The organism is Pseudomonas sp. A39 (genome assembly GCF_058145955.1).
This window is the reverse complement of sequence record NZ_JBYVMD010000040.1, coordinates 1-23631: the sequence shown is the minus strand read 5'-3', so window position 1 is coordinate 23631 and position 23631 is coordinate 1. Positions and strand designations below refer to the sequence as shown.

Below are 23631 nucleotides of genomic sequence, written 5' to 3'. Positions count from 1 at the left end.
TTACATGATCGCTTGCCTGCGGCTGCTCTCCGCCCTCTGCCTCGCTGCCTTATTGGCCGCGTGTGCCAGCTCGCCCTCGTCCAGCCTTGGCGACCTTCCACGGACCCCGGACGCCAGTATCGAGCAACTGCTCGAACAGGCCACTACCGCCAAGACGCCAGAACAGGCGGCTATGCTGCGCCTGAGCGCAGCCGACCTGGCCTACAAACAGAACAATCCTGGCCGTTCGTCGCAGATACTTGCGCAGGTGCCCCTGGATGTTCTCAAGCCAGCCGCGCAAGTATTTGCCAGCACCCTGGCCGCCGAACTGGCCATGACGCGCAACCAGCCCAAGGCCGCGCTGACCGCCTTGAACCACCCGAGCCTGCAAAACCTGAAGGACCTGCCGCCTGAACAGCAGATCCGCACTGGTACTGTGCATGCCCGTGCTTATGAAGCCGATGGCCAGACCCTGGCCGCCGCCCGCGAGCGCGTTGCCATGGCCCCGCTGCTCACAGGCGATGCCGCCAACAGCAACCACGAAGCCATCTGGGCATTGATCGCCGCCCTGCCGGCCGAACAGCTGCAAGCCAGCGGCAACCCGGTGTTGGACGGCTGGATCACCCTGGCCCAGGCGGTCAAGGGCGCCGGTACGCTGGAGCAACAACAAGCCGCCATCGACACCTGGCGCGCGCAGAACCCGGGCCACCCGGCTGCCGTGCAACTGCCGACGCCGCTCACCAAGCTCAAGGAACTGGCCAGCCAGCCCCTGAACAAGATCGCCCTGCTGCTGCCGCAGGATGGCCCGCTGGCCTCCGTCGGCAAGGCGCTGCGTGAAGGTTTCATGGCTGCGCACTACCAGGCCGAACAGGCCGGGCAGAAGCCGCCGGTGATCGAGTTCTATGACAGCTCACGCCTGACCTCCATCGATGAGTTCTACGCCAAGGCCCAGGCCGCCGGCGTACAGTTGGTGGTCGGCCCGCTGGAGAAGCCGCTGGTCAAACAACTCAGCGCGCGCCCGCAATTGCCAATCACCACCTTGGCACTGAACTACAGCGAGACGGATCGCAGCCCTGCGCAGTTGTTCCAGTTCGGCCTGGCCGCGGAAGACGAAGCCCGCGAAGTCTCGCGCCGTGCCCGGGCCGACGGCCTGCATCGTGCTGCGGCCATGGTGCCGCGTGGCGAATGGGGTGAGCGTGTCTACAAGGCCTTCCGTCAGGATTGGGAAGCCAACGGTGGCACGGTCATGGGGGTTGAGTACGTTGATCAGCCAGTGGCCCTGGCCCAGCAGATCGCCGACCTGTTCCAACTGCGCAAAAGCGAAGGCCGTGCCAAGAGCCTGCAAAGCACCGTCGGCACCGACGTAGCCGCGCAGCCGTCGCGTCGCCAGGACATCGAGTTCATCTTCCTGGCTGTGACCCCGCAATTGGCCCAGCAGATCAAGCCAACCCTGAACTTCCAATACGCCGGCGATGTGCCGGTATACGCCACGTCCCACGTATTCAGTGCCAGCGGCGACAAGAACCAGTACCTGGACATGACCAACGTGATGTTCTGCGAAACCCCTTGGCTGCTCAACACCACCGACCCGCTGCGCAACCAGGTTGCCGCACAATGGCCGCAGGCCAACGGCAGCCTTGGCCGTCTGTACGCGATGGGCGTCGATGCCTACCGCCTGGCGCCACGCCTGGGGCAACTCAAAGCGTTGCCGGATACCCGCGTTGACGGCCTGTCGGGCAACCTGGGCATCAGCGCCAACCAACGCGTTGATCGCCAGATGCCTTGGGCGAAATTCGTCGGCGGCGAGATCCAGCGCCTGCCGGACACCCCTCGCTGATGCCTGAGAGGTCCAGCGCACAAAGCGGCAAGGATGCCGAACTTCAAGCGCTGAAATACCTGCAACACCAGGGTCTGCGCCTACTGGCGCAGAACTGGTTATGTAAACGTGGCGAGCTTGATCTGGTCATGCTTGACGGCGATACAGTAGTATTCGTCGAAGTCCGCTACAGAAAACACGCACAATGGGGTGGCGCGCTCGCCAGTATTGACGGGCGCAAGCGTCAGAAGCTGATACTCGCCGCGCAGTTCTTCCTGCAAAAAGAGCATCGCTGGGCCGACGCCCCCTGCCGTTTCGATGTGGTTGCCCTAGAAAGCACACCGTCTGGTCAGGCTGATCTGAACTGGCTCAAAGATGCCTTCGACAGCTGATTCACCGGACATCTTCACCCAACACTTTTGCTCTTTGCTTTGCGGGCTGCACATTCCTGTGCCAAACAGCCGCGCTACTTAAGGTCACACAGATGGACATGCAATCCCGAATTCGCCAGCTTTTCCAGGCCAGCATCGACACCAAGCAACAGGCGATGGACGTACTTGCACCGCACATCGAGCAAGCCAGTCAGGTCATGGTCAATGCGCTGCTCAACGAGGGCAAAATGCTTTCGTGCGGCAACGGCGGTTCGGCCGGCGATGCCCAGCATTTCTCGTCCGAGCTGCTCAACCGCTTCGAGCGTGAGCGTCCGAGCCTGCCGGCCATCGCCTTGACCACCGACTCGTCGACGATCACCTCGATCGCCAACGATTACAGCTACAACGAAATCTTCTCCAAGCAGATCCGCGCCCTGGGCCAACCAGGTGACGTGCTGCTGGCGATTTCCACCAGCGGCAACTCGGCGAATATTATTCAAGCGATCCAGGCCGCACATGATCGCGAAATGATTGTCGTAGCATTGACCGGACGCGATGGTGGAGGCATGGCCTCGCTGCTGTTGCCCGAAGACGTGGAGATTCGCGTTCCGGCCAATGTCACCGCACGTATCCAGGAAGTCCACCTGCTGGCGATCCATTGCCTGTGCGATCTGATCGACAGCCAACTGTTTGGGAGTGAAGAATGACCGTTAACCGCCTCAGCCTTTTGGCCATCACCCTGTGCCTCGCTATCAGCGGCTGCAGCACGGCCATCACTGCAACACGTGACACCCCTATTCAGGATGACAAGGGCACCCGTACCTTCGGCAGCAAGATCGATGACTCGCTGATCGAAACCAAGGTCGAAGTCAACGTCGCCAAAGCCGCTCCAGATCTGGGCAACGGTGCTTCACGCATCGTCGTCACCAGCTTCAACGGCGTGGTACTGCTGGCCGGCCAGACACCGCGCGCCGACCTCAAGTCCCAGGCCGAACAAGCCGCCGCGGCCGTGCAGCGGGTCAAGAAGGTTCATAACGAACTGCAGGTGATGGACCCGATCACCCTGCTGGCCATCAGCAACGATGCCCTGCTGACCACCAAGATCAAGGCGCAGATGCTCACCGATAACGCGATTCCCGGTTCGCGCATCAAAGTCGTGACCGACAACGGTATCGTTTACCTGATGGGCCTGCTGACCCAGGCTGAAGCCACTCGCGCCGCCAACCTGGTGCAGGGCGTGTCGGGCGTACAGAAAATCGTCAAGGTCTTCGAGTACATCGATTGATGTAACCGACAGCCACAAAAAAGGGCGCCTTACACAGGCGCCCTTTTTTATTAACGAATGTTTACTGGTACTGCGAGTACGGGTTGCCCTGGAACTGGTTGTTCTGCTGTGGCGCCTGTTGCTGGGCACCTGGCTGGCCGTACTGCTGGCCTGGGATCGGGCCGAGGTTCACTTCCACGCGACGGTTCTGGGCACGGCCGTTGACATCAGCATTGCTGGCAATCGGGTTATCCGGGCCGGCACCGCGAGCGCTCAAGTTCGCACCGTTGACGCCTTGGGAGGTCAGGTAGTTGGCCACGCTCTGCGCACGGCGCTGGGACAGGTCCATGTTCAGTTGGCGGCTACCGGTGCTGTCGGTGTAGCCCACGATCTGGATGGTGTTCTGGTTGAACTGCTTGAGGGAGTTGGCCAGGTTATTCAGCGGCTGGTAGAAGCTGCTGGAGATCGCGTCGGAGTTGGTGGCGAAGGTGATGTTGCCGGGCATGATCAGCTTGATTTGGTCGCCCTGGCGCTGAACTTCAACACCGGTGTTGGCCATGCTTTCACGCAGTTTCTTTTCTTGCTGGTCGGCATAGTAGCCATAGCCTGCGGCACCGGCACCTGCAACGACCGCGCCGATCAGCGCGCCTTTGCCACGGTTGTTATGGTCGATGGCGGCACCGGCCAATGCACCGGCCAGGGCACCCAGGCCACCGTACTTGGCAGTCTTGCTCATACCGCCGGATTCATTACTCGCCTGTCCCTGGCTGCTGCCGTCATAAGGGTTAGGTGATGCGCAGCCAGACAACAGGGCTACGACCGTAGCAACAACAAGCAGACGACGCGAAGTGAACATGAAGGGAGCTCCTACTTTTGCATTCTGAGGTGCAGAGGACATTGGCAATGGACCTGTGCCGAGTTTTGAACGCGACAAACGGTAAAAATTCCGTGCCTACAGAAACCGTAGCAGACCCACGCTGAACACGACCTGAGTTTTTGCTACAACGCTTGCCAATCCTGGCCAGAGAACAGCGCCGCCCCCGCAATTATTCCTTCACGCCCGCACAAAAGGGTTCTCACGCATTTCATCACCCAAGCGGGTATCCGGCCCATGGCCGGTCACCACCGTCGCGCCTTCATCCAGCGTGTACAACCGTTGTTTGATCGAACGCACAATGGTCGCCTGGTCCCCGCCCCACAAATCTGTACGCCCGATACCGCGACGAAACAGCGTGTCACCCGCAATCAGCAGCTTGGCATCGGCAAACCAGAAACTCATCGACCCCGGCGTATGCCCCGGCGTGTGCAACGCCACGCCGCAACCGCAGGCCAATTCCTCATCATCTTCCAGCCAGCGATCAGGCGAAGGCACCGGGGTGTAGGGAACGCGAAACATCTGGCATTGCATTTCCAGATTGTCCCAGAGAAATTGATCTTCCTTGTGCAAGTGCAATGTAGCGCCGGTCTTCTCTTTCAACTGTCCGGACGCCAGGAAGTGATCCAGGTGGGCATGGGTGTGGATGATGCTGACCACCTTGAGGCCCAAGGCATCGAGCCGCGCCAGGATCAGCTCATGGTTGCCGCCCGGGTCGACTACGATGGCTTTTTTGCTGATCGGGTCGCCGATGATGGTGCAGTTGCACTGCAGCGGGCCGACGGGAAAGGTCTCGCGGATGAGTGCGGCGTGTTCAATATTCATCGGTGCTCCAGCAGGCTCTATGGCATATTCGGCACAGAGTATGGTTGACGATACCCCTGACCCGAAAGGGAGCATGGCGTCCCGAGTACCAAAGGCTAAGCTTTCCAAGCGCCATTGAAGAACAATCCAAGACCGCAACCGCGCCGCGCTGGAGCGAGCCCCATGGCGAATCAGCTGATCATCTGCGAACACTGCGACTGTGTGTACGAAAAAGTCACGCTCGCCAAACATCAAAAAGCCCATTGCGTGCGCTGCGCGGGCGTACTCCAGCGTTACAACGGCCTGTCAGTACAGCAGCGTCTCGCCCTGACCCTGACCGCCGCCGTGTTATGGACTTTCGCCAATTTCTATCCGGTGATGAGCATCAGCCTGCAAGGCCTGAAAAACAGCGCCACCCTATGGGATTCAGTGGTTGCGCTGAGTCTGGGGCCGATTACCTTTATCGCCTTGGTGGCCGCTATTTCCATCATCATCGCACCGGTGTTTCAGCTATTGCTGCTGACCTGGGTGCTGAGTTTTGCCCTCTCGGGCAGACGTTCGCCCGCCTTCAAGCTATGCATGCGCTGGCTGGAAGCGCTCAGACCTTGGAGCATGCTGGAAGTGTGCCTGCTCGGTGCGATGGTGGCCGTGTTCAAGCTGGCCGGTATGCTGGATGTGATCCCCGGCACCGGGCTATTTGCCCTGGCGGCGCTCAGCCTGTTGCTGATCCGTATTGCCGGTCGTGACGTGCGCGACCTGTGGGACGCCGTATGAACCCGCCACCGACTGCCAGCGAGCTTAACCTGTGCCTGTGCCACAGTTGTGGCCTGTCTGCCGACATCAGCACCGGCGCGCCGGAATGCCAGCGCTGTGACGCCCCCCTGCACCGGCGCAAAGTCAACTCACTGACGCGTACCTGGGCCTATATGCTGACGGCGCTGGCGTTTTATGTGCCGGCCAACCTGCTGCCGGTGATGAACACCACCATGCTCGGTTCAGGCGCAGATAGCACCATCATGAGCGGCGTGCTGGAGTTCTGGCAGCATGGTGCGTGGGACATTGCACTGATTATTTTCATCGCCAGCATCGCGGTGCCGGGCATCAAGTTTGTGTCGTTGACGCTGCTGCTGGTCACCGTGCAGCGCAACAGCCGCTGGGCGCGCAAAGAGCGCTCGAAGCTGTTTCGGTTTGTCGAACTGATCGGCTACTGGTCCATGCTCGACGTGATCGTGGTTGCGCTGGTGGCCGCGTTGGTCAAGTTCCAGGCCCTGGGCACTATCGAGCCACGCCTGGGCATTCTGTTTTTCGGCCTGGTGGTGGTGTTTACCATGCTGGCCGCCATGAGCTTCGACCCGAGGCTGATCTGGGAAACCCCACACACCAAGGATACCTCGGATGACGTCACCCACCCCTGACACCCCGCAAACCCCAGGCTCGCCGGCCGTCAAGACTCGGCGTTTCAGCGTTTCGCTGGTTTGGATCGTACCGATCGTTGCGGTGTTGGTGGGGATTTCGCTGGTGGTTCACAGCGTGCTCCAGCAAGGCCCGACCATCATCCTTAACTTCAAGACCGGCAGTGGCCTGACCGCGAATAAAACCGAGGTCAAATACCGCAACGTGGTGATCGGCCAAGTGACCGAAGTGGCCTTGAGTGACGACCAGAAAAGCGTCAACGCCACCGTGAAGCTGGCCAAGCAGGCCGACAGCTTTACCCGCGCCGACTCGCAGTTCTGGGTGGTACGCCCGCGCATCGGCGCCGGCGGCGTGTCCGGCATCGACACCCTGCTCTCTGGCGACTATATCGGCGCCGACATTGGCCAGTCCGAGACCCGCGCCAAACAGTTTACCGGCCTGGAAAACCCGCCGCCCATCACTTACGGCGAACCGGGCAAGCGCTTCACCCTGCACACGCAGAACCTGGGTTCGCTGGATATCGGCTCGCCGGTGTATTACCGCAAAATCGAGGTCGGCCAGGTCGTGGCGTACAAGCTGGATGCCGAAGGCAAGGGCGTCGATATCGAGGTATTCGTGCACGCGCCCAACGATGTCTACGTCACCGAAAACACGCGGTTCTGGAACGCCAGCGGCATCGACCTGAGTGTGGGCGCCAATGGCTTCGCGCTGAAAACCGAATCGCTGTCGTCCATGCTGGTCGGCGGTATCGCTTTCCTGGCACCGCCTTACAGCCCCAACGACAAGCCGGCCAGTGAAGAGCGCACGTTTGAACTGTTCGACGATCAGCTCGCCGCCCTCGCCCCGCCCAATGGCCAGGGGCAATACATGAGCCTGCGCTTCGACCAGGCGCTGCGCGGGCTCAAGGTCGGCGCACCGGTGGAATTCCTCGGCGTCGAGTTTGGCAAGGTGGTGTCAATCAACCTGGATTTCGATGCGAAGAAGCGCAGCTTTCCGCTCAACGTCGGCATCGTGATCTACCCGCAATTGCTCGGTCAGGCCCACACCAAGTTGCTCAAGACGATGAACCATGACCCCAATGATGAAGCCGCTGGTGTACGCCTGATCGGCTCGTTTATCGAAAACGGCCTGAGGGCCCAGGCGCGCAGCGGCAATTTGCTGACCGGCCAGTTGTACATCGCTCTGGACTTCTACCCGAAAGCCGAGAAGGTGGCGTTTGATCCCAAGGCGCGTCCGGTCAGCATTCCCACGATTCCTGGCAACCTGGAACAGTTGCAGGAAAAACTCGAAAACATCGTCAACAAGATCAACCAGCTGCCGATCGAACGTATCGCCAGCAACCTCGACAGCAACCTCGTGGAACTGCGCAAAGGACTGACCCAGTTCAACGCCAAGACCTTGCCAAGCGTCCAGAACACCCTGGCTGACGTGAGCAAGACGCTGCAATCGGCCAGCTCGACCCTGGCCGAAGACTCACCGCAACGCGAGCAACTGACCCAGACCCTGGATGAGCTGGGTCGCATGTCGCGTTCCTTGCGCGAGCTGTCGGACTACCTGGGCCGACACCCGGAATCACTGATTCGCGGCCGCCCCGATAACGCCGCCCCGTTGGACCTGCAAGGACCGCCGCGCAAATGAACCGTGGAGCAAGCGCCATGACGTTAACGTTGAAAGTCACCCTGCTCAGCGCATTGCTCGCGCTGGGGGCATGCAGCAGTACACCGATTACTTTTCATACCCTGACCCCGGCGCAGTGGAGCAACAGCACCGGGACCGACGCGGGTGGGATAAAAATCGAAAGTATCAGTGTGCCGCCACAAGTCGACCGCCCCCAGATTGTGGTTCGCCAAGGCAACAGCGGCGTCGCGATCCTGGATACACAGTGGTGGGCTGCCAGCCTGGTGGATGAGTTGAGGAGCGCGCTGGTGGATCAATTGGCCAACAGCAATCCTCGGCAATCGATGTTGCTACGCCTTGAGGTGCAGCGCTTTGACTCCGTGCCCGGCCAGTACGCACTGCTCGACGTCAAATGGCGTCTGCGGCCGGCCAGCGGCAGTGATCGCGCGCCGCTGACCTGCCGCACCACCTTGCAGTCGCCGGCCGGCGCGAGCATTGACGACTTGGTGCTCGCCCACCAGAACAATCTCAAACGCTTCGCGGCGCAGATTCGCCAGGCAGTCGACAGGTCGTCCAACCAGTGCCCAAGCGCGCCATAGACTTCGGAGGGTCTACGCCAGCAGGCCCATTGCCTTGGCACGGGCCACCGCCTGGGTCCGCCGCTCCACCCCCAACTTGCTGTTGATGTGGCTGGCGTGGGTCTTCACGGTGTGCAGTGAGATGAACAGCTGGTTACTGATTTCCTGGTTCGAGCAGCCTTGGGCAATCAGTTTCAGCACTGCCAACTCACGCGCGCTCAAGGTTTCGTGAGCCGGCGCTACCTCGGGTGTCACCACCGTCGGCAGAAGCACCAGCAAACTCTGGTTCAGCAGACCCTGCGCATCCTTGCCCAATTGCTCGCGCATCCAGCCAGGGTGCCCTTCCAACAAGCGCTGGAAAGGTTGCAGCGCGCCCCCGGCGCCGGCCTCAAGGGCCTGGACCAGAACCGAGCGCGCCTTGGCTTCCTGGCCACTTTCCAAGAGCAACTGGGCCTGCTGCGTCAGCGCCATCAGGGCGATCATCTGGCGCCCGCTGTTGTGGGCCTGTTGTGCCAACTCTTCAAGCCGGAGCAGCGCCGCCACGGGTTGATGGCGAATGGCATCCAGGGCCGCCTGCTGCAACCCGATATGTTGCGGCAGGTGTGGATGAAACTCTGGCGCGGCGGCAGCCTGCTCACCGTTGTAGGTTTGCGCCAGGCGGGTCAGCCAGGCGTCGGCCAGGTCGGTGCGGCCCTGGGCAAGCCACAGCTCGCATTTGATCAGGGTGATCATCGCCAGGTAGTAGATCGGTGGCACGTCCCAGATATGCATCAGCCGCTCCGCCTCGGCGAGCTCGGCAAAGGCACGGGCGAAGTCGCCACGGCGGCCTTCGAAACTGGCGATCACACAATGGCCGATCAACACGCTGATGTCGCGACAAGCGCGGGCTTCGGCGAGGCCGGCGCGCAAGCGGGCGAGCCCGGCTTCGGGCTGGAGCCGCACCAGCAGCAAAAAACCTTCATAGAGCGATAAACGCGCGCGCACCGCGTACAACCGTTGAGGCGCCAGGCCCTGCAGGCGTTGCAGGCCCTGGCGCACTTCATCCAGGGAGCGCAGGATTTCGCCGCGCGCCTGCAACACGCGCGCACGGTCGTAATGGGCCAAGGCCTCGAACAACGGGTTGCCGACGCGCTGCGCCAGCTCCAGGGATTCGCGATTCAAGCCACGGGCACGCCACAGGTCGGCATCGACAATGGCCAGGTTGGAGAGGGTCGACAGGCACATCAGCCGCTGGCCGTAACGCCGTTGCGGCAGGCTTTCCAACGCTTCGCTGCAATAGCGCTGGGTCAGCTCGCGATCGCCCCGGCCCCGCGCGATGATCCCGCTCAGCGCCAGCCATTGAGCCAGCATCGATTTCTGCGCGGTGGCCGACGGTGCCGGCAGGAAGCGGCTGAGGTAGCTGGACAGCTCCTCCGCCGCATCCAACTGACAGGCCAGGCCCAAAGCCCAGCTGTAGAGCACGATTAAGCGCGGCGTGCTGATCAGCAAGCTGTCGGGCAAGTCCATTTTCCAGCGCAGCAGCATGCCCACATTCTGCTCGGCTAACAGTTGCTCTTCGGACAGGTTCTGCACCAGGTTGGCGGCCACATCCAGGTGACCGGCGCGCAACGCCTGCTCCACCGCTTCATCGATCAAGCCCTGGGCATTGAACCATCGGCACGCACGCAGGTGCAGGCTGGCCGCTGGCAGCACGTTGCTGCTGGCGCGTCGGGTGCGCAGCAGGTCGGAAAACAAATGGTGGTAACGGTACCAATGGCCCTGCTCGTCGAGCGGTACCAGGAACACTTGGTGGGCTTGCAGGTAACGCAGGATTTCGGCGCTGTCATGAGCTTCGCGCACGGCGTCGCAGAGCGCGCTGCAAAAACGATCCTGAGGGGCAGTGTCATACAAGAACGCCTGCACGTCGGCCGGCAGGCAGTCGATCACTTCTTCCAGCAGGTAGTCGCGGATCAGCCCTTCCCCCCCGTGCAGGCTCTGGGGCAGGGCACCATCACTGCCGGCTTCAGAGGCGGCCAGCAACCAGAAGCGCAAACCGGCGACCCAGCCTTCACTGCGGCGGATCAGGTTGTCGAGGGCTTCGCCGCGCAAGGAACTACTGTGGCGATCCAGCACGGCCAGGGATTCGCCGTGCGTCAGGCGCAGGTCTTGTTCGTGCAGCTCGAGCAGGTGGCGCGACAACCGCAGCCGCGCCAGATGCCAGTCCGGGCGCTGGCGGCTGGTGACCAGCACCACCAGGCCATCGGGCAAATGGTTGAGGAAAAACTGCAGGCAGCGATCGAGCACCGGCCCTTGGGCCAGGTGATAGTCATCCAGCACCAGCAACAGCGGCGCGCGGGTAGACAGGTGCACCGTCAGCTCATCGAGCAGGCCATCCAGCCATTCTTCGAAAGCAAAGGGTTGGTGACGCTGGCGCATTTTCAGCAGGCCCAGGGATTGGGCGCCGAGTTGCGGGAAGAATTGCTGCAAACCGTCGAGCAGGCGTTCGAGGAAACGGCCGGGGTCGTTGTCACGCGGGCTCAGGCCCAGCCACAAACTCTGCCAATGGGGCGGCAGACTCTGGCAGAACTCCACCGCCAACGAACTCTTGCCGAACCCCGCCGGCGCGCTGACCAGCAACAGCCGCCCTTCCAGCCCGGCACTCAGGCGCTCGCACAGGCGCGGTCGCAGCACGTAGCCGTCAGGCAGGGGTGGCCTGTAGAAACGACCTTCCAGGGTGGGGATTACCGCGCTGGCAGGCCCTTGGATTCGGGACAGATCAGTCATCGCCGGGCTCTTGTAGAAGGCTGTTGTCGGCATTGCAGATGTCCGCAGACTAGCGGTAAAAGCGGCAGGTTTGTAGATCTTTGCAACATTTGCCTGAAAAAGAACTGCGACAAAAAATGTGGGAGGGGGCAAGCCCCCGATGGCGGCGGATCAGTCAATGCACTTTTTGACTGTCACACCGCTATCGGGGGCAAGCCCCCTCCCACATTTGCGAGTTAACTCAGCTTAGCGAACACCATCCTGGCGCAAGGCCGCTGGCGTGAAGTCGCTGGTGGTGGCGGTGAAGCCGAAGTCATACGCCTGTTTCTCTTCGTTCTTCATGCCCAGTGCAAGGTAGCGGCCGGACTGCAGGTCGTAGAGGGTTTCCAGGGCGTACCACGGCACTTGCTTGTCGTAGTAGTTCTCGGCGTGGGCTTCGGCGACGCGCCACAGCTGGCCACGGCCGTCGTAGTGGTCGATGACCGCCGCTTGCCAGGTGTCTTCGTCGATGAAGAAATCACGCTTGGCATAGATATGGCGCTGGCCTTCCTTCAAGGTCGCGACCACGTGCCAGACGCGGCGCAGCTCGTAGCGAGCCAGGTCCTGGTTGATGTGGCCGGCCTTGATGATGTCGGCGTACTTGAGCTTCGGATCATCGATCTTGTAGCTGTTGGAGGCGATGTAGATTTCTTTCTTGCCTTCGAGCTTCCAGTCGTAGCGATCCGGTGCACCGTTGTACATGTCGAGGTTGTCGGACGTGCGCAGACCATCGGCGGCGGTACCTGGGCCGTCATAGGACACTTGCGGCGCCCGGCGAACACGGCGCTGGCCGGCGTTGTAGACCCAGGCCGAACGCGGCTCCTTCACCTGGTCCAGGGTTTCGTGCACCAGCAGCACACCACCGGCCAGACGGGCCGGCGCGGTCACTTGCTGCTTGAAGTAGAACAGCACGTTACCTGGGTTTTTCGGGTCGAAGTCTTTCATCTTGTCGCGGAACACAAACTGGTCGCGGAAGTACACCAGGCTGTAGGAACCGTTAGTTTGTGGCGTAGCCTGGGTTACCAGACGCGTCACGCTGCCGCCGCGATAACGGGTGATGTGGTTCCAGATGACTTCAACGCCGCTTTTGGGAATCGGAAACGGTACGGCAGTTTCGAAGTTTTCCAGGCCGTTGCCGCCGGACACCAGGTTGGTGGTGGTGGCGTTCTTCTTGATCGCGGCGAACACATCAGCCGGCACGGTGGCGCCGCGATGGGTCGGGTAGACCGGCATCTTGAAGGTTTCCGGGTAACGCTTGAACATCGCGTACTGCCCCGGTGCCAGCTTGTCTTTGTATTGCTCGACGTTCGCCGCAGTGATGGTGAATTGCGGTTGCTCACTGGCGTAGGGGTTGGCCAGGAACCCACGGGCGTCGACGGCGCCGGCGTTGGTAGGCAGCGGCGACCATTTAGGAATGGTGCCTGCAGCGTTACCGGCCATCTCGGCGCCCATCGGCGTCAGGCTCGTGCCCAACTTGGCCGCTTCATCCGCCGAGACTGCGGCCATGACGTTGCTCGCCAGGATCGACAGCCCAAGCACACCCACGTGCAACAGACTTTTGGTTATTTTCATGTTCTGGTCTTCCTGAAATGCAGTGTGCTTAGAAGTTGGCGCCGAAGCTCAAAGCGACGAAGTCGCGGTCATCCACCGTACTGAACTTGCCACCAAAGAAGTTGGTGTAGGCCAGGCTGGCGGTATAGGTGTTCTGATACTCGGCATCCAGGCCCAGGCTGACCGCCTTGCGACCTTCTTCGAAGTTAGCGCCAGGACCTGGGGAGTAACCCTTGACGTCATGGGACCACGCCACGTTTGGCTTAAGGTTTACGCCAGCGAAGACGTCCGGATACTCCCATATCGCACGAGCGCGGTAGCCCCAAGAAGTGGCCGTAGTAAAGCCATCGTTATTGCAGTTGGTATTCAGCCCATTGGCATTAGCCAGGCCAGCACCCACGGCGGTGGAATTATTAAGCGTATTGCAGAAACCACCGGGCAAAGTACCTGGACCAAATACCGGGTCGCGGCCATAACGGGCCTCTGATTTGCTCTCCAGGCCGCCCACATGAGTCACCCCAATCTCACCCACCGTGGTCAAGCGGCTGGCGCCCATCACTTGATCAAAGAAGTGCGTGAATGTGGTCTGGAACTGCGTGATTTCCTTGCGGTTGTAACCATGCAGGTCTTGACCAGGCGAGCCTTTGAGCACCGAAGCGTTGCCAAAGCCGATAATAGGCGTGACGCCCGCATAGAGTATGTCGGTGGTGCTCAGTTGCACCGGTGCATTCGGCCGGTAGCTCAACTCCCCGCTCCATGCAGTACCGGTAGGCAGCGTGGTGGAAAAGCTCAAGCCGTAAAGACGGATGTCTTCCGGGTATTCGACGAAGTAGTTGGAGCTACCCGCCACAATCACCGGGCGTAACGCCGCCAGCCCACCCAGTGGACGGTTGTAAGCTGATGCTGGCGCACCCTGGGCACTGAAAATCGGCGCACGGCTGTGATAGTTCATGAAGTAAGCGCCGAACTCGGTGTCCAACGGCTCGAAGTTGTAGTGCATGGCTACGCCAAACTGGCCGCTGTCCCGGGCATCACGGTCGGGGCCACGGCGCACGAGCACACCCTCTTCGTTCACATCAACACCCAAAGCATTGAGCGTGGGATACGCAAGAGGCGAGATGCGAGAGCGCTTGTTCAAGACCCGTAGGTTGTTGTCGCAACCATCAGAGATGACGTCCGGCTGAGAGAAGAATGTCCCGCAGTTGTCCGTAACCGTCTGGTCCCATTCCAACTGATAGAACGCTTCCGCCGACAGGTTATCGGTCAGTGTCTGCGACACATAGAACATGTTGACCGGAATCAAGCCTTCCTTGACCTCAGCCCCCGGACGACGGAACGCGGACACATCGATCGGGTTGATGGAGTTGATGCCGCCGCCGATGAAAGTACTCTCCCCCCAACTTACAACCTGCTTGCCCAACCGCACCGAACCCGGCTGATCGGCGATCGCATAGTTGTGGTAGACGAACGCATCGAGAATTTGCCCGCCCGAGGACTTTGCCCCCTCTTTACGGTTGTTGTCGCTGATGTCCTTGAACAGACGGCTTTCGTCTTTCAACTCAAAGTCATACCAGTACTTGCCACGCACAAACACGCCGGTGTCGCCGTACTTCAGCTCCAGGTCATGAATGCCTTTGAAGATCTTCGAGAAGGTCTCACCCCGCTTGAAGTTCAAATGGCCGTCATCGGAGGTCTGGGACAAGCCCCTGCCCCCGTTGTTGACGCCTATCAGGTCGCGGTTGGCTTTGGCTGTCGACCAGCTCGCCCCCACGGAAAGAGACGAGTCAAAACTCCCTTCGATTTCACCGATATTGAAACTGACGCCGAATGCGGGCCCGGCGAGCGTAGAGGCGAGACTGACGGCCAGGGGCAGTTTTGCCCGGCGCCAGAACTGGTTTACTGAGGTCATCGACGCTACTCCATGTGCATTATTGTTATGGCAGTGAGTTCGTTCTGTGATGCTTGTAACGGCCGGAATACAACGATTCCAATGCCGCTCGGCAGCCGAGCCCCCATGGCCCGAAGCGGAACATCCGTGAAAAACTCTGGAAGGGACTATAGCCAGCAGGGGGTAGTGCTTGATCCCTCTAAAGTGTGATTTGCATCACCAACCCGTCTGCCACGACCCTTTCGCCATGTCGGCGAAGGCCGACGCGGCAAGGATGGCTGAAAATTGGCAAATCACAAGTGAAGGCGCGAGATAGAGCAGTGCCGTGCCCGAATGGGCACGGCGCGGGCATTAGAGCGTCGACAGGAACGTGCTGTTGTTGGCCTGCCACTCAATGATGTCAACTCGGATACGTTTTTTGTCGAGCTTGCCGACGCTGGTCTTGGGAATTTCCGTAACAACGGCGATCTGGCTCGGAATTGCCCACTTGCTCAAGTGGCCCAGTTCGACGAACGGCTTGAGGTGTTCCTTGAGCTCGCGGGCCCCTATCACATGGCCATCACGCACTACCAGCAGGGCAAACGGGCGCTCGCCCCACTGCGGGTCGGCGATGCCCACCACCGCTACTTCGCGTACCGCCGGGTGGCGGCTGACCAGGTCTTCGAGGGCCAGGGACGAGATCCACTCGCCGCCAGTCTTGATCACGTCTTTAATGCGGTCGCGGATGTCTATTACGCCAAAGGCATCCAGCGTGGCCACATCGCCGGTGTGCATCCAGCCGCCGGCCCACAGCTCGGCGCCCTTTTGCGGCTCGTTGAAATAACCTTCGCTGAGCCACGGCGCACGCAACACCAATTCACCCTGGGACTCACCGTCGGCAGGCAGGAAATTGCCATCGCCGTCGATGATCGCCGCCTCCACCAACGGCCCCGGCACGCCAGCCTTGATGCGGTAGGTAATGCGTTCATCTTCGCTGCCGGCCATCAACTCGTCGTTGAGGTGGGCGCAGGACACCAGCGGCCCGGTCTCGGACATGCCGTACGCAGCGGTCAATTGGATGCCACGCGCCTTGGACGCTTCATACAGCGAACGGTTGAGCGCGCTGCCGCCGATGACGATTTTCCAGCCGCCAAAATCCACACCCTGGGCGGCCTTGGCGTTGAGCACCATTTGCAGGATGGTCGGCACGCAATGGGAGAAGGTGACCTTCTCCTTGCGCCACAGCTCCACCAGATATTCCGGATCGTAGCGGCCGGGATAGACCTGTTTCAGGCCAAGCATGGTCGCCACGTACGGCAGGCCCCAGGCGTGCACGTGGAACATCGGTGTAATGGGCATGTACACGTCGTTGGTGCCGAGCAGGCGCACGCTGTCGACGCTGCCCATGATGGTCGCCACGCCGATGGTGTGCAGCACCAATTGGCGATGGGTGAAATACACACCCTTGGGGTTACCGGTGGTGCCGGTGGTGTAGAAGGTGGTGGCGACGGAATGCTCGTCGAAGTCCTGGAAGTCGTATGTCGGGCTCGCGGCGGCCAGCAGGGTTTCGTACTCGCCCACCAAGTTGGGCAACTCGGCGGTCTTGGTCTCGCCGTCGGTGAGCAGCAGGGTCTTGTCGACGGTGGTGAGCTGACCGGCGATGGCCTGGTAAAGGCCCACGAACTCGCTGTTGACCAGCACGAAGCGGTCCTCGGCGTGGTTCATGGTGTACAGGATCTGTTCCGGCGACAGGCGCACGTTGATGGTGTGGATCACCGCGCCGATCATCGGGATGGCGAACATGCATTCCAGGTAGCGATGGCTGTCCCAATCCATCACCGCCACGGTGTCACCGGCCTTGACGCCGGCGTCGGTCAACACATTCGCCAGGCGCGCGACCCGCTCGATCAACGTCGGGTAGGTGTAGCGCAGCTTGTCGCGGTAGACGATTTCCCGGGTCTTCTCGTAACGGGTGCCGGACATCAACAGGCGTTTGATCAACAGCGGGTATTGGTACGCACCTTCGGCGGGCGGGATAACACGGGTCTGCAACATACGAATCCCTTTTATGACTGCACGGTCTTGGCTTGAAGACCTGCACTTTAGAGACCTTATGTTTCAACCAAATCACCCAAAGGAATGATTTGCAGACCCCAATGAATGCTAGCTTTGCGCCAGCATCCAGCCTATTTCATGCTGGTGAAGGCTAGCTTTACCCCGATGGCGATCAACACCGCGCCCATGGTCCGATCAAACCAATGCCCCATCCGCGCAAACCCGGCGCGTACGCGCTGCTGGCTGAACAGCATCGCCACCAGGCAGAACCACAGCGCCGTCGCTACCGCCAGGTACACGCCGTAACCGGCCTGGATCGCCAGCGGTGTGTGCGGGTTGATCACCACGGTAAACAACGACAGGAAGAACAGCGTGGCTTTGGGGTTCAAGCCGTTGGTCACGAAGCCGGCAGTGAACGCCCCACGCGGGGTGCGCTCGCCCGCCTCGCGGTGCAACTCGCCCTCGGCGGCCGGCTTGGCCGGCTGCGCGCGCAGGGCCTTGAAGCCGATGTACAGCAGGTAGGCCGCCGCCGCCCACTTGAGCGCGTTGAACAGCACGATGGACTGGGACACGATCAGGCCGATACCGAGCAGTGAGTACCCCACGTGCAGGAATATCGCCGAGCCCACGCCCAGTGCGGTCCAGGTGCCGGCGCGGCGGCCGTGGGTCACACTTTCACGCACCACCACCGCGAAATCCGGGCCGGGGCTGGCCACCGCCAATAAGTGAATCAGGGCTACGGTCAAGAACTCGGCGGCGTACATGCTCACTCCCATTAAGTAACTGATTATTTCATCTGATAGGCTCGGCAGATTACGCCTTCGAACCCTGTCGCAAAAGGTACAGTTGATGACGAACAATCGCCGCGCCGTCTTCCTTGATCATCCGTCCCTGGACCTGGGGGACCTTGACCTCAGCGAGCTGCGCAACAGCTTCAGCGAGTTGCAGTTGTTTACAGGTACCACGCCGCAGAATGTGGTTGAACGCCTGCAAGGCGTTCAGGTAGCTATCAGCAACAAAATCGCCCTCAACCACGACACCCTGGCGGCCTGCCCGGAACTCAAGCTGATTCTGGTGTCGGCCACCGGCACCAATAACGTCGACCTCGAAGCCGCCCGCGCCCAAGGCATCACCGTGAGCAACTGCCAGGGCTACGGCACGCCGTCGGTGGCGCAGCACACGATCATGCTGCTGCTCAACCTGGCGACGCGCTTGAAGGACTACCAACGGGATGTAAGCGCCGGCAAGTGGCAGCAAGCCAAGCAGTTCTGCCTGCTGGACCACCCCATCGTCGAGCTGGAAGGCAAAACCCTCGGCCTGCTCGGTCACGGTGAATTGGGCAGCGCCGTAGCACGCCTAGCGGAAGCCTTTGGTATGCGCGTGGTGCTCGGTGCGATTCCGGGACGCCCTGCCCGTGCCGACCGCGTGCCGTTGGATGAACTGCTCGCGCAGGTCGACGCCCTCACCCTGCACTGCCCGCTCAATGAACACACCCGCGACTTTATCGGCGCCCGCGAACTGGCGCTGCTCAAGCCGGGTGCGTTTGTGGTCAATACCGCACGCGGTGGTTTGATCAACGAACAGGCCCTGGCTGATGCGTTGCGCAACGGCCACCTGGGTGGCGCGGCGACCGATGTGCTGAGCGTGGAACCGCCGATCAACGGCAACCCGCTGCTGGCCGGCGATATCCCTCGGCTGATCGTGACACCGCACAACGCCTGGGGCAGTCGCGAGGCGCGCCAGCGCATCGTCGGCCAACTGGCGGAAAACGCCCGGAGCTTTTTCAGCGGCGCCCCGCTGCGCGTCGTCAGTTGATAAACTGCGCCCCTTTTCAAGGAGCAGACCATGGATCCGCGCAGTGAAGTACTGCTTCGTCAGGCCGAACTTTTTCAAGGCAACCTGCTATTGGTGGGTTTGCCTGCCGACGACCTGCTGGGTCGCCTGCCCAACGCCCACGGTTGGAGCTGGCATGCCGGCGACCAGGCGGCACTCGACGCACGCTTCGCCGAGCGTAGCCACTTCGGTGTGACCGTGCCGGAGCGCGCCTTTGACGCGGCGGTGATCTTCCTGCCCAAGTCCAAGGACCTCACCGACTACCTGCTCAACGCCGTGGCTGCACGCTTGCCCGGCGCCGAGTTGTTCCTGGTCGGTGAGAAAAAGGCCGGTATCGAAAGCGCCGCCAAGCAGATGATTCCCTTCGGCAAACCGCGCAAGCTCGACAACGCGCGGCATTGCCAGCTGTGGCAGGTCACCGTGGCCAACGCGCCGCAGGCGGTCGAGCTGGAAAGCCTGGCGCAGGTCTTCGAGGTGCCGCTGGCCGAAGGCCCCCTGAAGGTGGTGAGCTTGCCGGGTGTGTTCAGCCACGGTCGCCTGGATCGCGGCACCGAGCTGTTGCTGGCGCATTTGGACAAACTGCCGAGTGGTCATCTGCTTGACTTTGGTTGCGGTGCTGGCGTACTGGGGGCTGCGGTAAAACGTTGCTACCCGCACAACACCGTCACGATGCTGGACGTGGATGCGTTTGCTGCGGCCAGCAGTCGCTTGACCTTGGCCGCCAATGGCCTGGAAGCCGAGGTGCTGACCGGTGATGGCATCGACGCGGCGCCGATGGGGTTGAACGCAATTTTGAGCAACCCACCGTTCCATGTCGGGGTGCATACCGATTATTTCGCCACCGAGAACCTGCTGCGAAAAGCGGCGAAACATCTGGCAAAAGGCGGCGAACTGCGCCTGGTCGCCAATAGCTTCCTGAAGTACCAGCCGCTGATCGAAGAGCATCTGGGCGTGTGTGCGGTGAAGGCCGAAGGCAACGGTTTCCGCATCTACCGTGCCAAGCGCGGCTGACGGGCGTTTGAAAAAGAACACTTGCCGAATGGATTTTGCCTAGGCAGAATCCGCTCCGTCCTAGGGGAGTAGTCTCCCACGAGCGCCACGCTCGTCCGGCATACGTCAACATACTTGGTCAGCAGACCATGGCGTATGCGACCCAGGAGTCCGCACAGACGGACCGGGGTTTGACAAGACCTATGACACGCACACCTTACCCGGGGCGGGAAGGCTGTACGTGTCATAGCCGTGTCGACCCGCCCCTGGAAACCTACCTGATGCTGGATTCATTACTCGTTCCTACCGCAATCGTTGCCTTGGCCGAAATCGGCGACAAGACGCAACTGCTCGCACTCATCCTTGCCGCTCGCTTCCGCAAGCCCTGGCCGATCATCGCCGGCATCGTCGCCGCGACCCTGGCCAACCATGCGGCTGCCGGTGCCGTGGGGGCCTGGTTCGGGAGTTTCTTCTCGGATGCTGTGCTGCACTGGATCCTGGCGGCGAGCTTCTGCGCCACGGCACTCTGGACCCTGGTGCCGGACAAACTCGATGATGACGAAGCCAGTACCAGCCGCAAATTCGGGCCATTCCTGACCACGCTGATTGCGTTCTTCCTCGCGGAAATCGGTGACAAGACGCAGATCGCCACGGTCATGCTGGCGGCGCAGTACCCGGAACTGTGGCTGGTGATTATCGGCACCACCGTGGGCATGCTGATTGCCAACGTGCCGGTGGTATTGGCGGGGAATTTTGCGGCGGAAAAACTGCCATTGACCTTGATTCGTCGACTGGCGGCAACAGCGTTTTTCGTCTTGGCGATTGTGGCGGTGTACAAGGCCATGCAGAGCAGCGGCTGGATCTAGGGCGCTCATGAGCACAGTTCTGTAGTGAGCGGGCTTGCCCCGCGCGAGGCAAGCTCGCTCACTACAAAAATCCAGCCATGTACTTATCGGTGGATCAGGATTTTTTGGCCTGCTGGTACAGCGGCATCACTTTCGGAATCGCCGCCTGCAACGAGGCAATTCGGCTGTCGGACGCCGGGTGAGTGCTCATGAACTCAGGCGGCGAGCCTTCCGAAGCCTTGGCCATCTTATTCCACAGCGTGATCGCCGCATTCGGGTTGTAGCCCGCGCGAGCCGACAGTTCCAGGCCGATCAGGTCTGCTTCGTTTTCATTGCTGCGGCTGTTGGGCAAGGTCATGCCGTAGTTGGCCACGGTATCGGCCAATGCCAGGCTGTCCTGGCCAAGGCCAAAGAGTGCACCGGCCCCCTGCTTGGCCATCTCGATCCCGTAGGCCTTGGACATGGCTTCGCGACCATGCTCACGCAAGGCATGCGCAATTTCATGGCCCATGACCGCGGCCAGTTCGTCATCGGTGAGCTTGAGGTTATCGATCAACGCGCTGTACACGAAGATCTTGCCGCCAGGCCCGCAGTTGGCGTTCATCTCGTCGCTCTTGATCAGGTTCACTTCCCACTTCCACTGCGCCGCATCCGGGCGGAAGGTCGGCGCCTGGGCGATCAGCCGCTTGGCAATGGCCTGCACGCGCTTGGCGTTGGCGCTGGTCTTGTCCAACTGGCCCTTGCTGCTGGCTTCGCCCAGTGTCTGCTGGTAGGACTGGGCATACATCTGGTCGACTTCCTGGCTCGACAGCATGCTGAACATGTACTGCTTGCGCTCGACCCCAACGGCACCGCCGCTGGTGGTGTTGACCGACTGACAACCGGCCAGCAACATCGCTGCAACCAATCCACTTATCGCCATTGATTTCTTCATCAACACACTCTCCCTGAAAAGACGCCTGAAAACATGGCGCGTATCGTAGGCGCTCATGTGTATCGGCGCCAGATACACCAGACGTGTAACCGCTGAATTTCGGATACATCGCACAGTTTGCAAGCGGCAGCGACCATTCCATTTGCGACACACCCCACTATTTTACCGGGCGCCCCCTCATGCCCATTGGGCCCGTGGCCGATACAAAAAGGCAGCCCTCTTCGTTTGCGCCCGGAGCGTTCATGAAATTCAAGTCGATTCAATTTTCTGTCGCGGCACTGGCCGGCGCCATCGTCCTCAGCGTGATCGCGGTGCTGGTGCTGTATGCCTTGTTTGCCGGCGCGCGGACTCAGGAGAGGGTGCAGGCGCGCACCCAGGCTCAATTCGAGCAGATCATCGAGCAGCGCCTTACGACCCTGGCGCAAACCCAGGCCACCATGATCCAGCGCGAATTGGAAGCGCCGCTGGTGAGTGCCAAGGCCCTGGCCACCACCAACGCCTTGCTCGGCATGAAAGACGCCAAGGGCCAACCGGCCCTGCAGATCGGTCGCGAACAACTGATCAACCTGCTGCACGAAACCGTGGTGCGCAACCCGAAAATCCTCGGCGCCTACATTGGCTGGGAACCCAATGCGATCGAACACAACGACGCCGCCTACGTGGACAGCCCGATAGTGGGCATGGGCACCGACGGGCGTTTCCTGCCGTGGTGGTACCGCAACGCGGATGGCAGCCTGGGCCTGGATAAACTCGCGGATGTGGCCGACCAGAAAATCCTCTCCACCGGCGTGCGCGCCAGCGAGTACTACCTGTGCTCCAAGGAAAGCAAAAAAGCCTGCGCCATCGACCCTGCCCCTTACAAGGTCGGCAACGCGATGGTGATGCTGGCCTCGTTTATCGAACCGATCATGATCGATGGCACCTTCCAGGGCATTGTCGGGGCGGACCTCTCGGTGAACTTCATCCAGGACATGCTCACCAGCGCCGATCAAAACCTCTACAACGGGGCCGGTGAATTGGCGCTGATCTCCAGCAACGGCCGCCTGGTGGCCTATACCAAGGACGCCAGCAAGCTTGGCGAAAAATCCAGCGACCTGCTCGACACCAATGAACTGGCCAACCTCGCCCAACTGAAAGCCGGCGAAGTGCGTTACGACATCGACAGGGAACACGGGCATATCGAGCTGTTCCTGCCCTTCAATATTGGCCAGACCGATGCGCGCTGGACCTTGATGATGCAACTGCCGCTGAACGCGGTGATGGCAGACTTGCACACACTGCAAAGCGACTTGGACGCACAACGCAAGGCCGACATCGTCGGTATGGCCATTGCAGGCCTGTTGATTGCCGGCATCGGCCTGTTAGTGATCTGGCTGGTCGGCCACGGCATCGCCCGCCCACTCAAGCAAATGGTGGCCATGCTCAATGACATCGCCCAGGGCGAAGGTGACCTGACGCGGCGCTTGACCAGTGATCGCGCCGATGAGCTGGGCGCTATTGCCAACGGCTTCAACACCTTCCTGATCAAACTACAGGGCATGATCACCCAAGTGGTCAGCTCAGTGCAGAAGGTCAGCGACTCGTCGGAGCACACCGCCGACATCGCGATCCGCACCAATCAGGGCGTGCATAAACAGATGGTGGAAATCGATCAGGTCGCGACTGCGGTGCATGAGATGACCGCCACGGCGCAAGACGTTGCGCGTAACGCCACCCAGGCCGCGCAAGCCGCCAGCCATGCCGACCAGGCCGCGAGCCAGGGCATGCGCATTGTGCGCGACACGTCGACGTCCATCGGCGCACTGGCCGAGGAAATCGGCAAGGCGGTGGGCGTGGTGCAAACCCTGGCCAAGGACAGCGAGAACATCAACGCCATCCTCACAGCCATTCGCGGGATCGCTGAGCAGACCAACCTGTTGGCCCTCAACGCAGCCATCGAGGCGGCGCGTGCCGGCGAGCAAGGGCGTGGCTTTGCCGTGGTCGCCGACGAAGTGCGCAACCTGGCGCAGAAAACCCAGAAGGCCACCGAAGAAATCCAGACCATGATCCAGCAGTTGCA

At 61.0% G+C, this 23631-nt stretch carries 20 protein-coding genes and 1 riboswitch; of the genes, 12 read left to right on the top strand and 8 right to left on the bottom strand.

What is annotated here, in order from left to right; translation table 11 throughout:
- Window positions 1–4: 4 nt before the first annotated feature.
- The 4 genes from AC3ZU9_RS24655 (at window position 5) to AC3ZU9_RS24640 (ending at window position 3451) form a co-directional block, all read left to right on the top strand.
- Window positions 5–1816, top strand: a complete 1812-nt coding sequence (locus AC3ZU9_RS24655) for a penicillin-binding protein activator (protein WP_012722287.1) — start codon at window positions 5–7, stop codon at window positions 1814–1816.
- The gene (locus AC3ZU9_RS24650) at window positions 1816–2187 is read left to right on the top strand and encodes a YraN family protein (RefSeq protein WP_043204808.1); all 372 of its coding nucleotides are present in this window, start codon (window positions 1816–1818) and stop codon (window positions 2185–2187) included. Before AC3ZU9_RS24655 ends, AC3ZU9_RS24650 begins: the two co-directional genes overlap by 1 nt.
- 92 nt (window positions 2188–2279) lie before the next feature.
- Window positions 2280–2873 carry a phosphoheptose isomerase gene (locus AC3ZU9_RS24645; RefSeq protein WP_007904374.1) on the top strand — a complete coding sequence of 198 codons (594 nt, stop codon included), beginning with the start codon at window positions 2280–2282 and terminating at the stop codon, window positions 2871–2873.
- Window positions 2870–3451 carry a BON domain-containing protein gene (locus AC3ZU9_RS24640; RefSeq protein WP_102061596.1) on the top strand — a complete coding sequence of 194 codons (582 nt, stop codon included), beginning with the start codon at window positions 2870–2872 and terminating at the stop codon, window positions 3449–3451. Before AC3ZU9_RS24645 ends, AC3ZU9_RS24640 begins: the two co-directional genes overlap by 4 nt.
- A gap of 61 nt (window positions 3452–3512) precedes the next feature.
- On the opposite strand, the gene AC3ZU9_RS24635 is transcribed toward AC3ZU9_RS24640, so the two are convergent.
- Both AC3ZU9_RS24635 and AC3ZU9_RS24630 read right to left on the bottom strand, forming a co-directional pair.
- Entirely contained in the window at window positions 3513–4286 is a 774-nt protein-coding gene (locus AC3ZU9_RS24635) for a YiaD family glycine zipper/OmpA-like lipoprotein (RefSeq protein WP_012722283.1), read from the bottom strand.
- 198 nt (window positions 4287–4484) lie between these two features.
- Window positions 4485–5129, bottom strand: a complete 645-nt coding sequence (locus AC3ZU9_RS24630; RefSeq protein ID WP_012722282.1) for an MBL fold metallo-hydrolase — start codon at window positions 5127–5129, stop codon at window positions 4485–4487.
- A 162-nt stretch (window positions 5130–5291) separates the two neighbouring features.
- Here AC3ZU9_RS24630 and AC3ZU9_RS24625 point away from each other — a divergent pair, with 162 nt between their 5' ends.
- The 4 genes from AC3ZU9_RS24625 to AC3ZU9_RS24610 are packed head-to-tail and all read left to right on the top strand — an operon-like array spanning window position 5292 to window position 8737.
- Complete coding sequence (locus AC3ZU9_RS24625; protein WP_012722281.1) at window positions 5292–5882, top strand: paraquat-inducible protein A; 591 nt, start codon at window positions 5292–5294, stop codon at window positions 5880–5882.
- Window positions 5879–6523 (top strand): paraquat-inducible protein A, encoded by a 645-nt coding sequence (locus tag AC3ZU9_RS24620; RefSeq protein ID WP_046034335.1) that lies wholly within the window; start codon window positions 5879–5881, stop codon window positions 6521–6523. The genes AC3ZU9_RS24625 and AC3ZU9_RS24620 overlap by 4 nt, the downstream gene beginning before the upstream one ends.
- Window positions 6504–8159, top strand: coding sequence for a PqiB family protein (locus AC3ZU9_RS24615; RefSeq protein WP_122810010.1), 1656 nt, complete (start codon window positions 6504–6506; stop codon window positions 8157–8159). The genes AC3ZU9_RS24620 and AC3ZU9_RS24615 overlap by 20 nt, the downstream gene beginning before the upstream one ends.
- Before the next feature lie 17 nt (window positions 8160–8176).
- A complete protein-coding gene (locus AC3ZU9_RS24610; RefSeq protein ID WP_043204805.1) occupies window positions 8177–8737 on the top strand; it encodes a PqiC family protein in 561 nt (186 codons plus the stop codon).
- A 12-nt stretch (window positions 8738–8749) separates the two neighbouring features.
- Here the strand turns inward: AC3ZU9_RS24610 and AC3ZU9_RS24605 are convergent, their stop codons facing one another.
- The 5 genes from AC3ZU9_RS24605 to AC3ZU9_RS24585 form a co-directional block, all read right to left on the bottom strand.
- Window positions 8750–11479, bottom strand: a complete 2730-nt coding sequence (locus AC3ZU9_RS24605) for a winged helix-turn-helix domain-containing protein (protein ID WP_490091471.1) — start codon at window positions 11477–11479, stop codon at window positions 8750–8752.
- 225 nt (window positions 11480–11704) lie between these two features.
- A complete protein-coding gene (locus AC3ZU9_RS24600; RefSeq protein ID WP_012722276.1) occupies window positions 11705–13069 on the bottom strand; it encodes a DUF1329 domain-containing protein in 1365 nt (454 codons plus the stop codon).
- Window positions 13070–13097: 28 nt separating this feature from the next.
- Window positions 13098–14957 carry a DUF1302 domain-containing protein gene (locus AC3ZU9_RS24595; protein ID WP_012722275.1) on the bottom strand — a complete coding sequence of 620 codons (1860 nt, stop codon included), beginning with the start codon at window positions 14955–14957 and terminating at the stop codon, window positions 13098–13100.
- Between the two features lie 330 nt (window positions 14958–15287).
- Window positions 15288–16970 (bottom strand): fatty acid--CoA ligase, encoded by a 1683-nt coding sequence (locus AC3ZU9_RS24590; protein ID WP_012722274.1) that lies wholly within the window; start codon window positions 16968–16970, stop codon window positions 15288–15290.
- 131 nt (window positions 16971–17101) lie between these two features.
- Complete coding sequence (locus AC3ZU9_RS24585; protein ID WP_010213066.1) at window positions 17102–17734, bottom strand: LysE family translocator; 633 nt, start codon at window positions 17732–17734, stop codon at window positions 17102–17104.
- A gap of 85 nt (window positions 17735–17819) precedes the next feature.
- Here AC3ZU9_RS24585 and AC3ZU9_RS24580 point away from each other — a divergent pair, with 85 nt between their 5' ends.
- The 3 genes from AC3ZU9_RS24580 to AC3ZU9_RS24570 all read left to right on the top strand — a co-directional run bounded on the left by AC3ZU9_RS24580 (window position 17820) and on the right by AC3ZU9_RS24570 (window position 20659).
- Window positions 17820–18785: a 2-hydroxyacid dehydrogenase gene (locus tag AC3ZU9_RS24580; RefSeq protein ID WP_012722272.1), complete on the top strand. Its 966-nt coding sequence runs from the start codon at window positions 17820–17822 to the stop codon at window positions 18783–18785.
- A gap of 30 nt (window positions 18786–18815) precedes the next feature.
- Complete coding sequence (locus tag AC3ZU9_RS24575; RefSeq protein WP_490091470.1) at window positions 18816–19814, top strand: methyltransferase; 999 nt, start codon at window positions 18816–18818, stop codon at window positions 19812–19814.
- A 50-nt stretch (window positions 19815–19864) separates the two neighbouring features.
- Window positions 19865–19986: riboswitch (yybP-ykoY riboswitch) on the top strand.
- Between the two features lie 88 nt (window positions 19987–20074).
- Complete coding sequence (locus AC3ZU9_RS24570) at window positions 20075–20659, top strand: TMEM165/GDT1 family protein (protein ID WP_012722270.1); 585 nt, start codon at window positions 20075–20077, stop codon at window positions 20657–20659.
- A gap of 94 nt (window positions 20660–20753) precedes the next feature.
- On the opposite strand, the gene AC3ZU9_RS24565 is transcribed toward AC3ZU9_RS24570, so the two are convergent.
- The gene (locus AC3ZU9_RS24565; protein WP_043204803.1) at window positions 20754–21572 is read right to left on the bottom strand and encodes a M48 family metallopeptidase; all 819 of its coding nucleotides are present in this window, start codon (window positions 21570–21572) and stop codon (window positions 20754–20756) included.
- A gap of 242 nt (window positions 21573–21814) precedes the next feature.
- Here AC3ZU9_RS24565 and AC3ZU9_RS24560 point away from each other — a divergent pair.
- The coding region (locus AC3ZU9_RS24560) for a methyl-accepting chemotaxis protein (protein ID WP_490091469.1) at window positions 21815–23631 on the top strand (1817 nt) is incomplete at its 3' end.

Bases quoted from the DNA above. Each gene is read 5' to 3' on its own strand.
- AC3ZU9_RS24570 (WP_012722270.1), top strand. From the start codon at position 20,075: ATGCTGGATTCATTACTCGTTCCTACCGCAATCGTTGCCTTGGCCGAA.
- AC3ZU9_RS24600 (WP_012722276.1), bottom strand. From the start codon at position 13,069: ATGAAAATAACCAAAAGTCTGTTGCACGTGGGTGTGCTTGGGCTGTCG.
- AC3ZU9_RS24655 (WP_012722287.1), top strand. From the start codon at position 5: ATGATCGCTTGCCTGCGGCTGCTCTCCGCCCTCTGCCTCGCTGCCTTA.
- AC3ZU9_RS24585 (WP_010213066.1), bottom strand. From the start codon at position 17,734: ATGTACGCCGCCGAGTTCTTGACCGTAGCCCTGATTCACTTATTGGCG.
- AC3ZU9_RS24645 (WP_007904374.1), top strand. From the start codon at position 2,280: ATGGACATGCAATCCCGAATTCGCCAGCTTTTCCAGGCCAGCATCGAC.
- AC3ZU9_RS24640 (WP_102061596.1), top strand. From the start codon at position 2,870: ATGACCGTTAACCGCCTCAGCCTTTTGGCCATCACCCTGTGCCTCGCT.
- AC3ZU9_RS24630 (WP_012722282.1), bottom strand. From the start codon at position 5,129: ATGAATATTGAACACGCCGCACTCATCCGCGAGACCTTTCCCGTCGGC.
- AC3ZU9_RS24610 (WP_043204805.1), top strand. From the start codon at position 8,177: ATGACGTTAACGTTGAAAGTCACCCTGCTCAGCGCATTGCTCGCGCTG.
- AC3ZU9_RS24615 (WP_122810010.1), top strand. From the start codon at position 6,504: ATGACGTCACCCACCCCTGACACCCCGCAAACCCCAGGCTCGCCGGCC.
- AC3ZU9_RS24650 (WP_043204808.1), top strand. From the start codon at position 1,816: ATGCCTGAGAGGTCCAGCGCACAAAGCGGCAAGGATGCCGAACTTCAA.
- AC3ZU9_RS24620 (WP_046034335.1), top strand. From the start codon at position 5,879: ATGAACCCGCCACCGACTGCCAGCGAGCTTAACCTGTGCCTGTGCCAC.
- AC3ZU9_RS24580 (WP_012722272.1), top strand. From the start codon at position 17,820: ATGACGAACAATCGCCGCGCCGTCTTCCTTGATCATCCGTCCCTGGAC.
- AC3ZU9_RS24635 (WP_012722283.1), bottom strand. From the start codon at position 4,286: ATGTTCACTTCGCGTCGTCTGCTTGTTGTTGCTACGGTCGTAGCCCTG.
- AC3ZU9_RS24595 (WP_012722275.1), bottom strand. From the start codon at position 14,957: ATGACCTCAGTAAACCAGTTCTGGCGCCGGGCAAAACTGCCCCTGGCC.
- AC3ZU9_RS24590 (WP_012722274.1), bottom strand. From the start codon at position 16,970: ATGTTGCAGACCCGTGTTATCCCGCCCGCCGAAGGTGCGTACCAATAC.
- AC3ZU9_RS24575 (WP_490091470.1), top strand. From the start codon at position 18,816: ATGGATCCGCGCAGTGAAGTACTGCTTCGTCAGGCCGAACTTTTTCAA.
- AC3ZU9_RS24625 (WP_012722281.1), top strand. From the start codon at position 5,292: ATGGCGAATCAGCTGATCATCTGCGAACACTGCGACTGTGTGTACGAA.
- AC3ZU9_RS24565 (WP_043204803.1), bottom strand. From the start codon at position 21,572: ATGAAGAAATCAATGGCGATAAGTGGATTGGTTGCAGCGATGTTGCTG.
- AC3ZU9_RS24605 (WP_490091471.1), bottom strand. From the start codon at position 11,479: ATGACTGATCTGTCCCGAATCCAAGGGCCTGCCAGCGCGGTAATCCCC.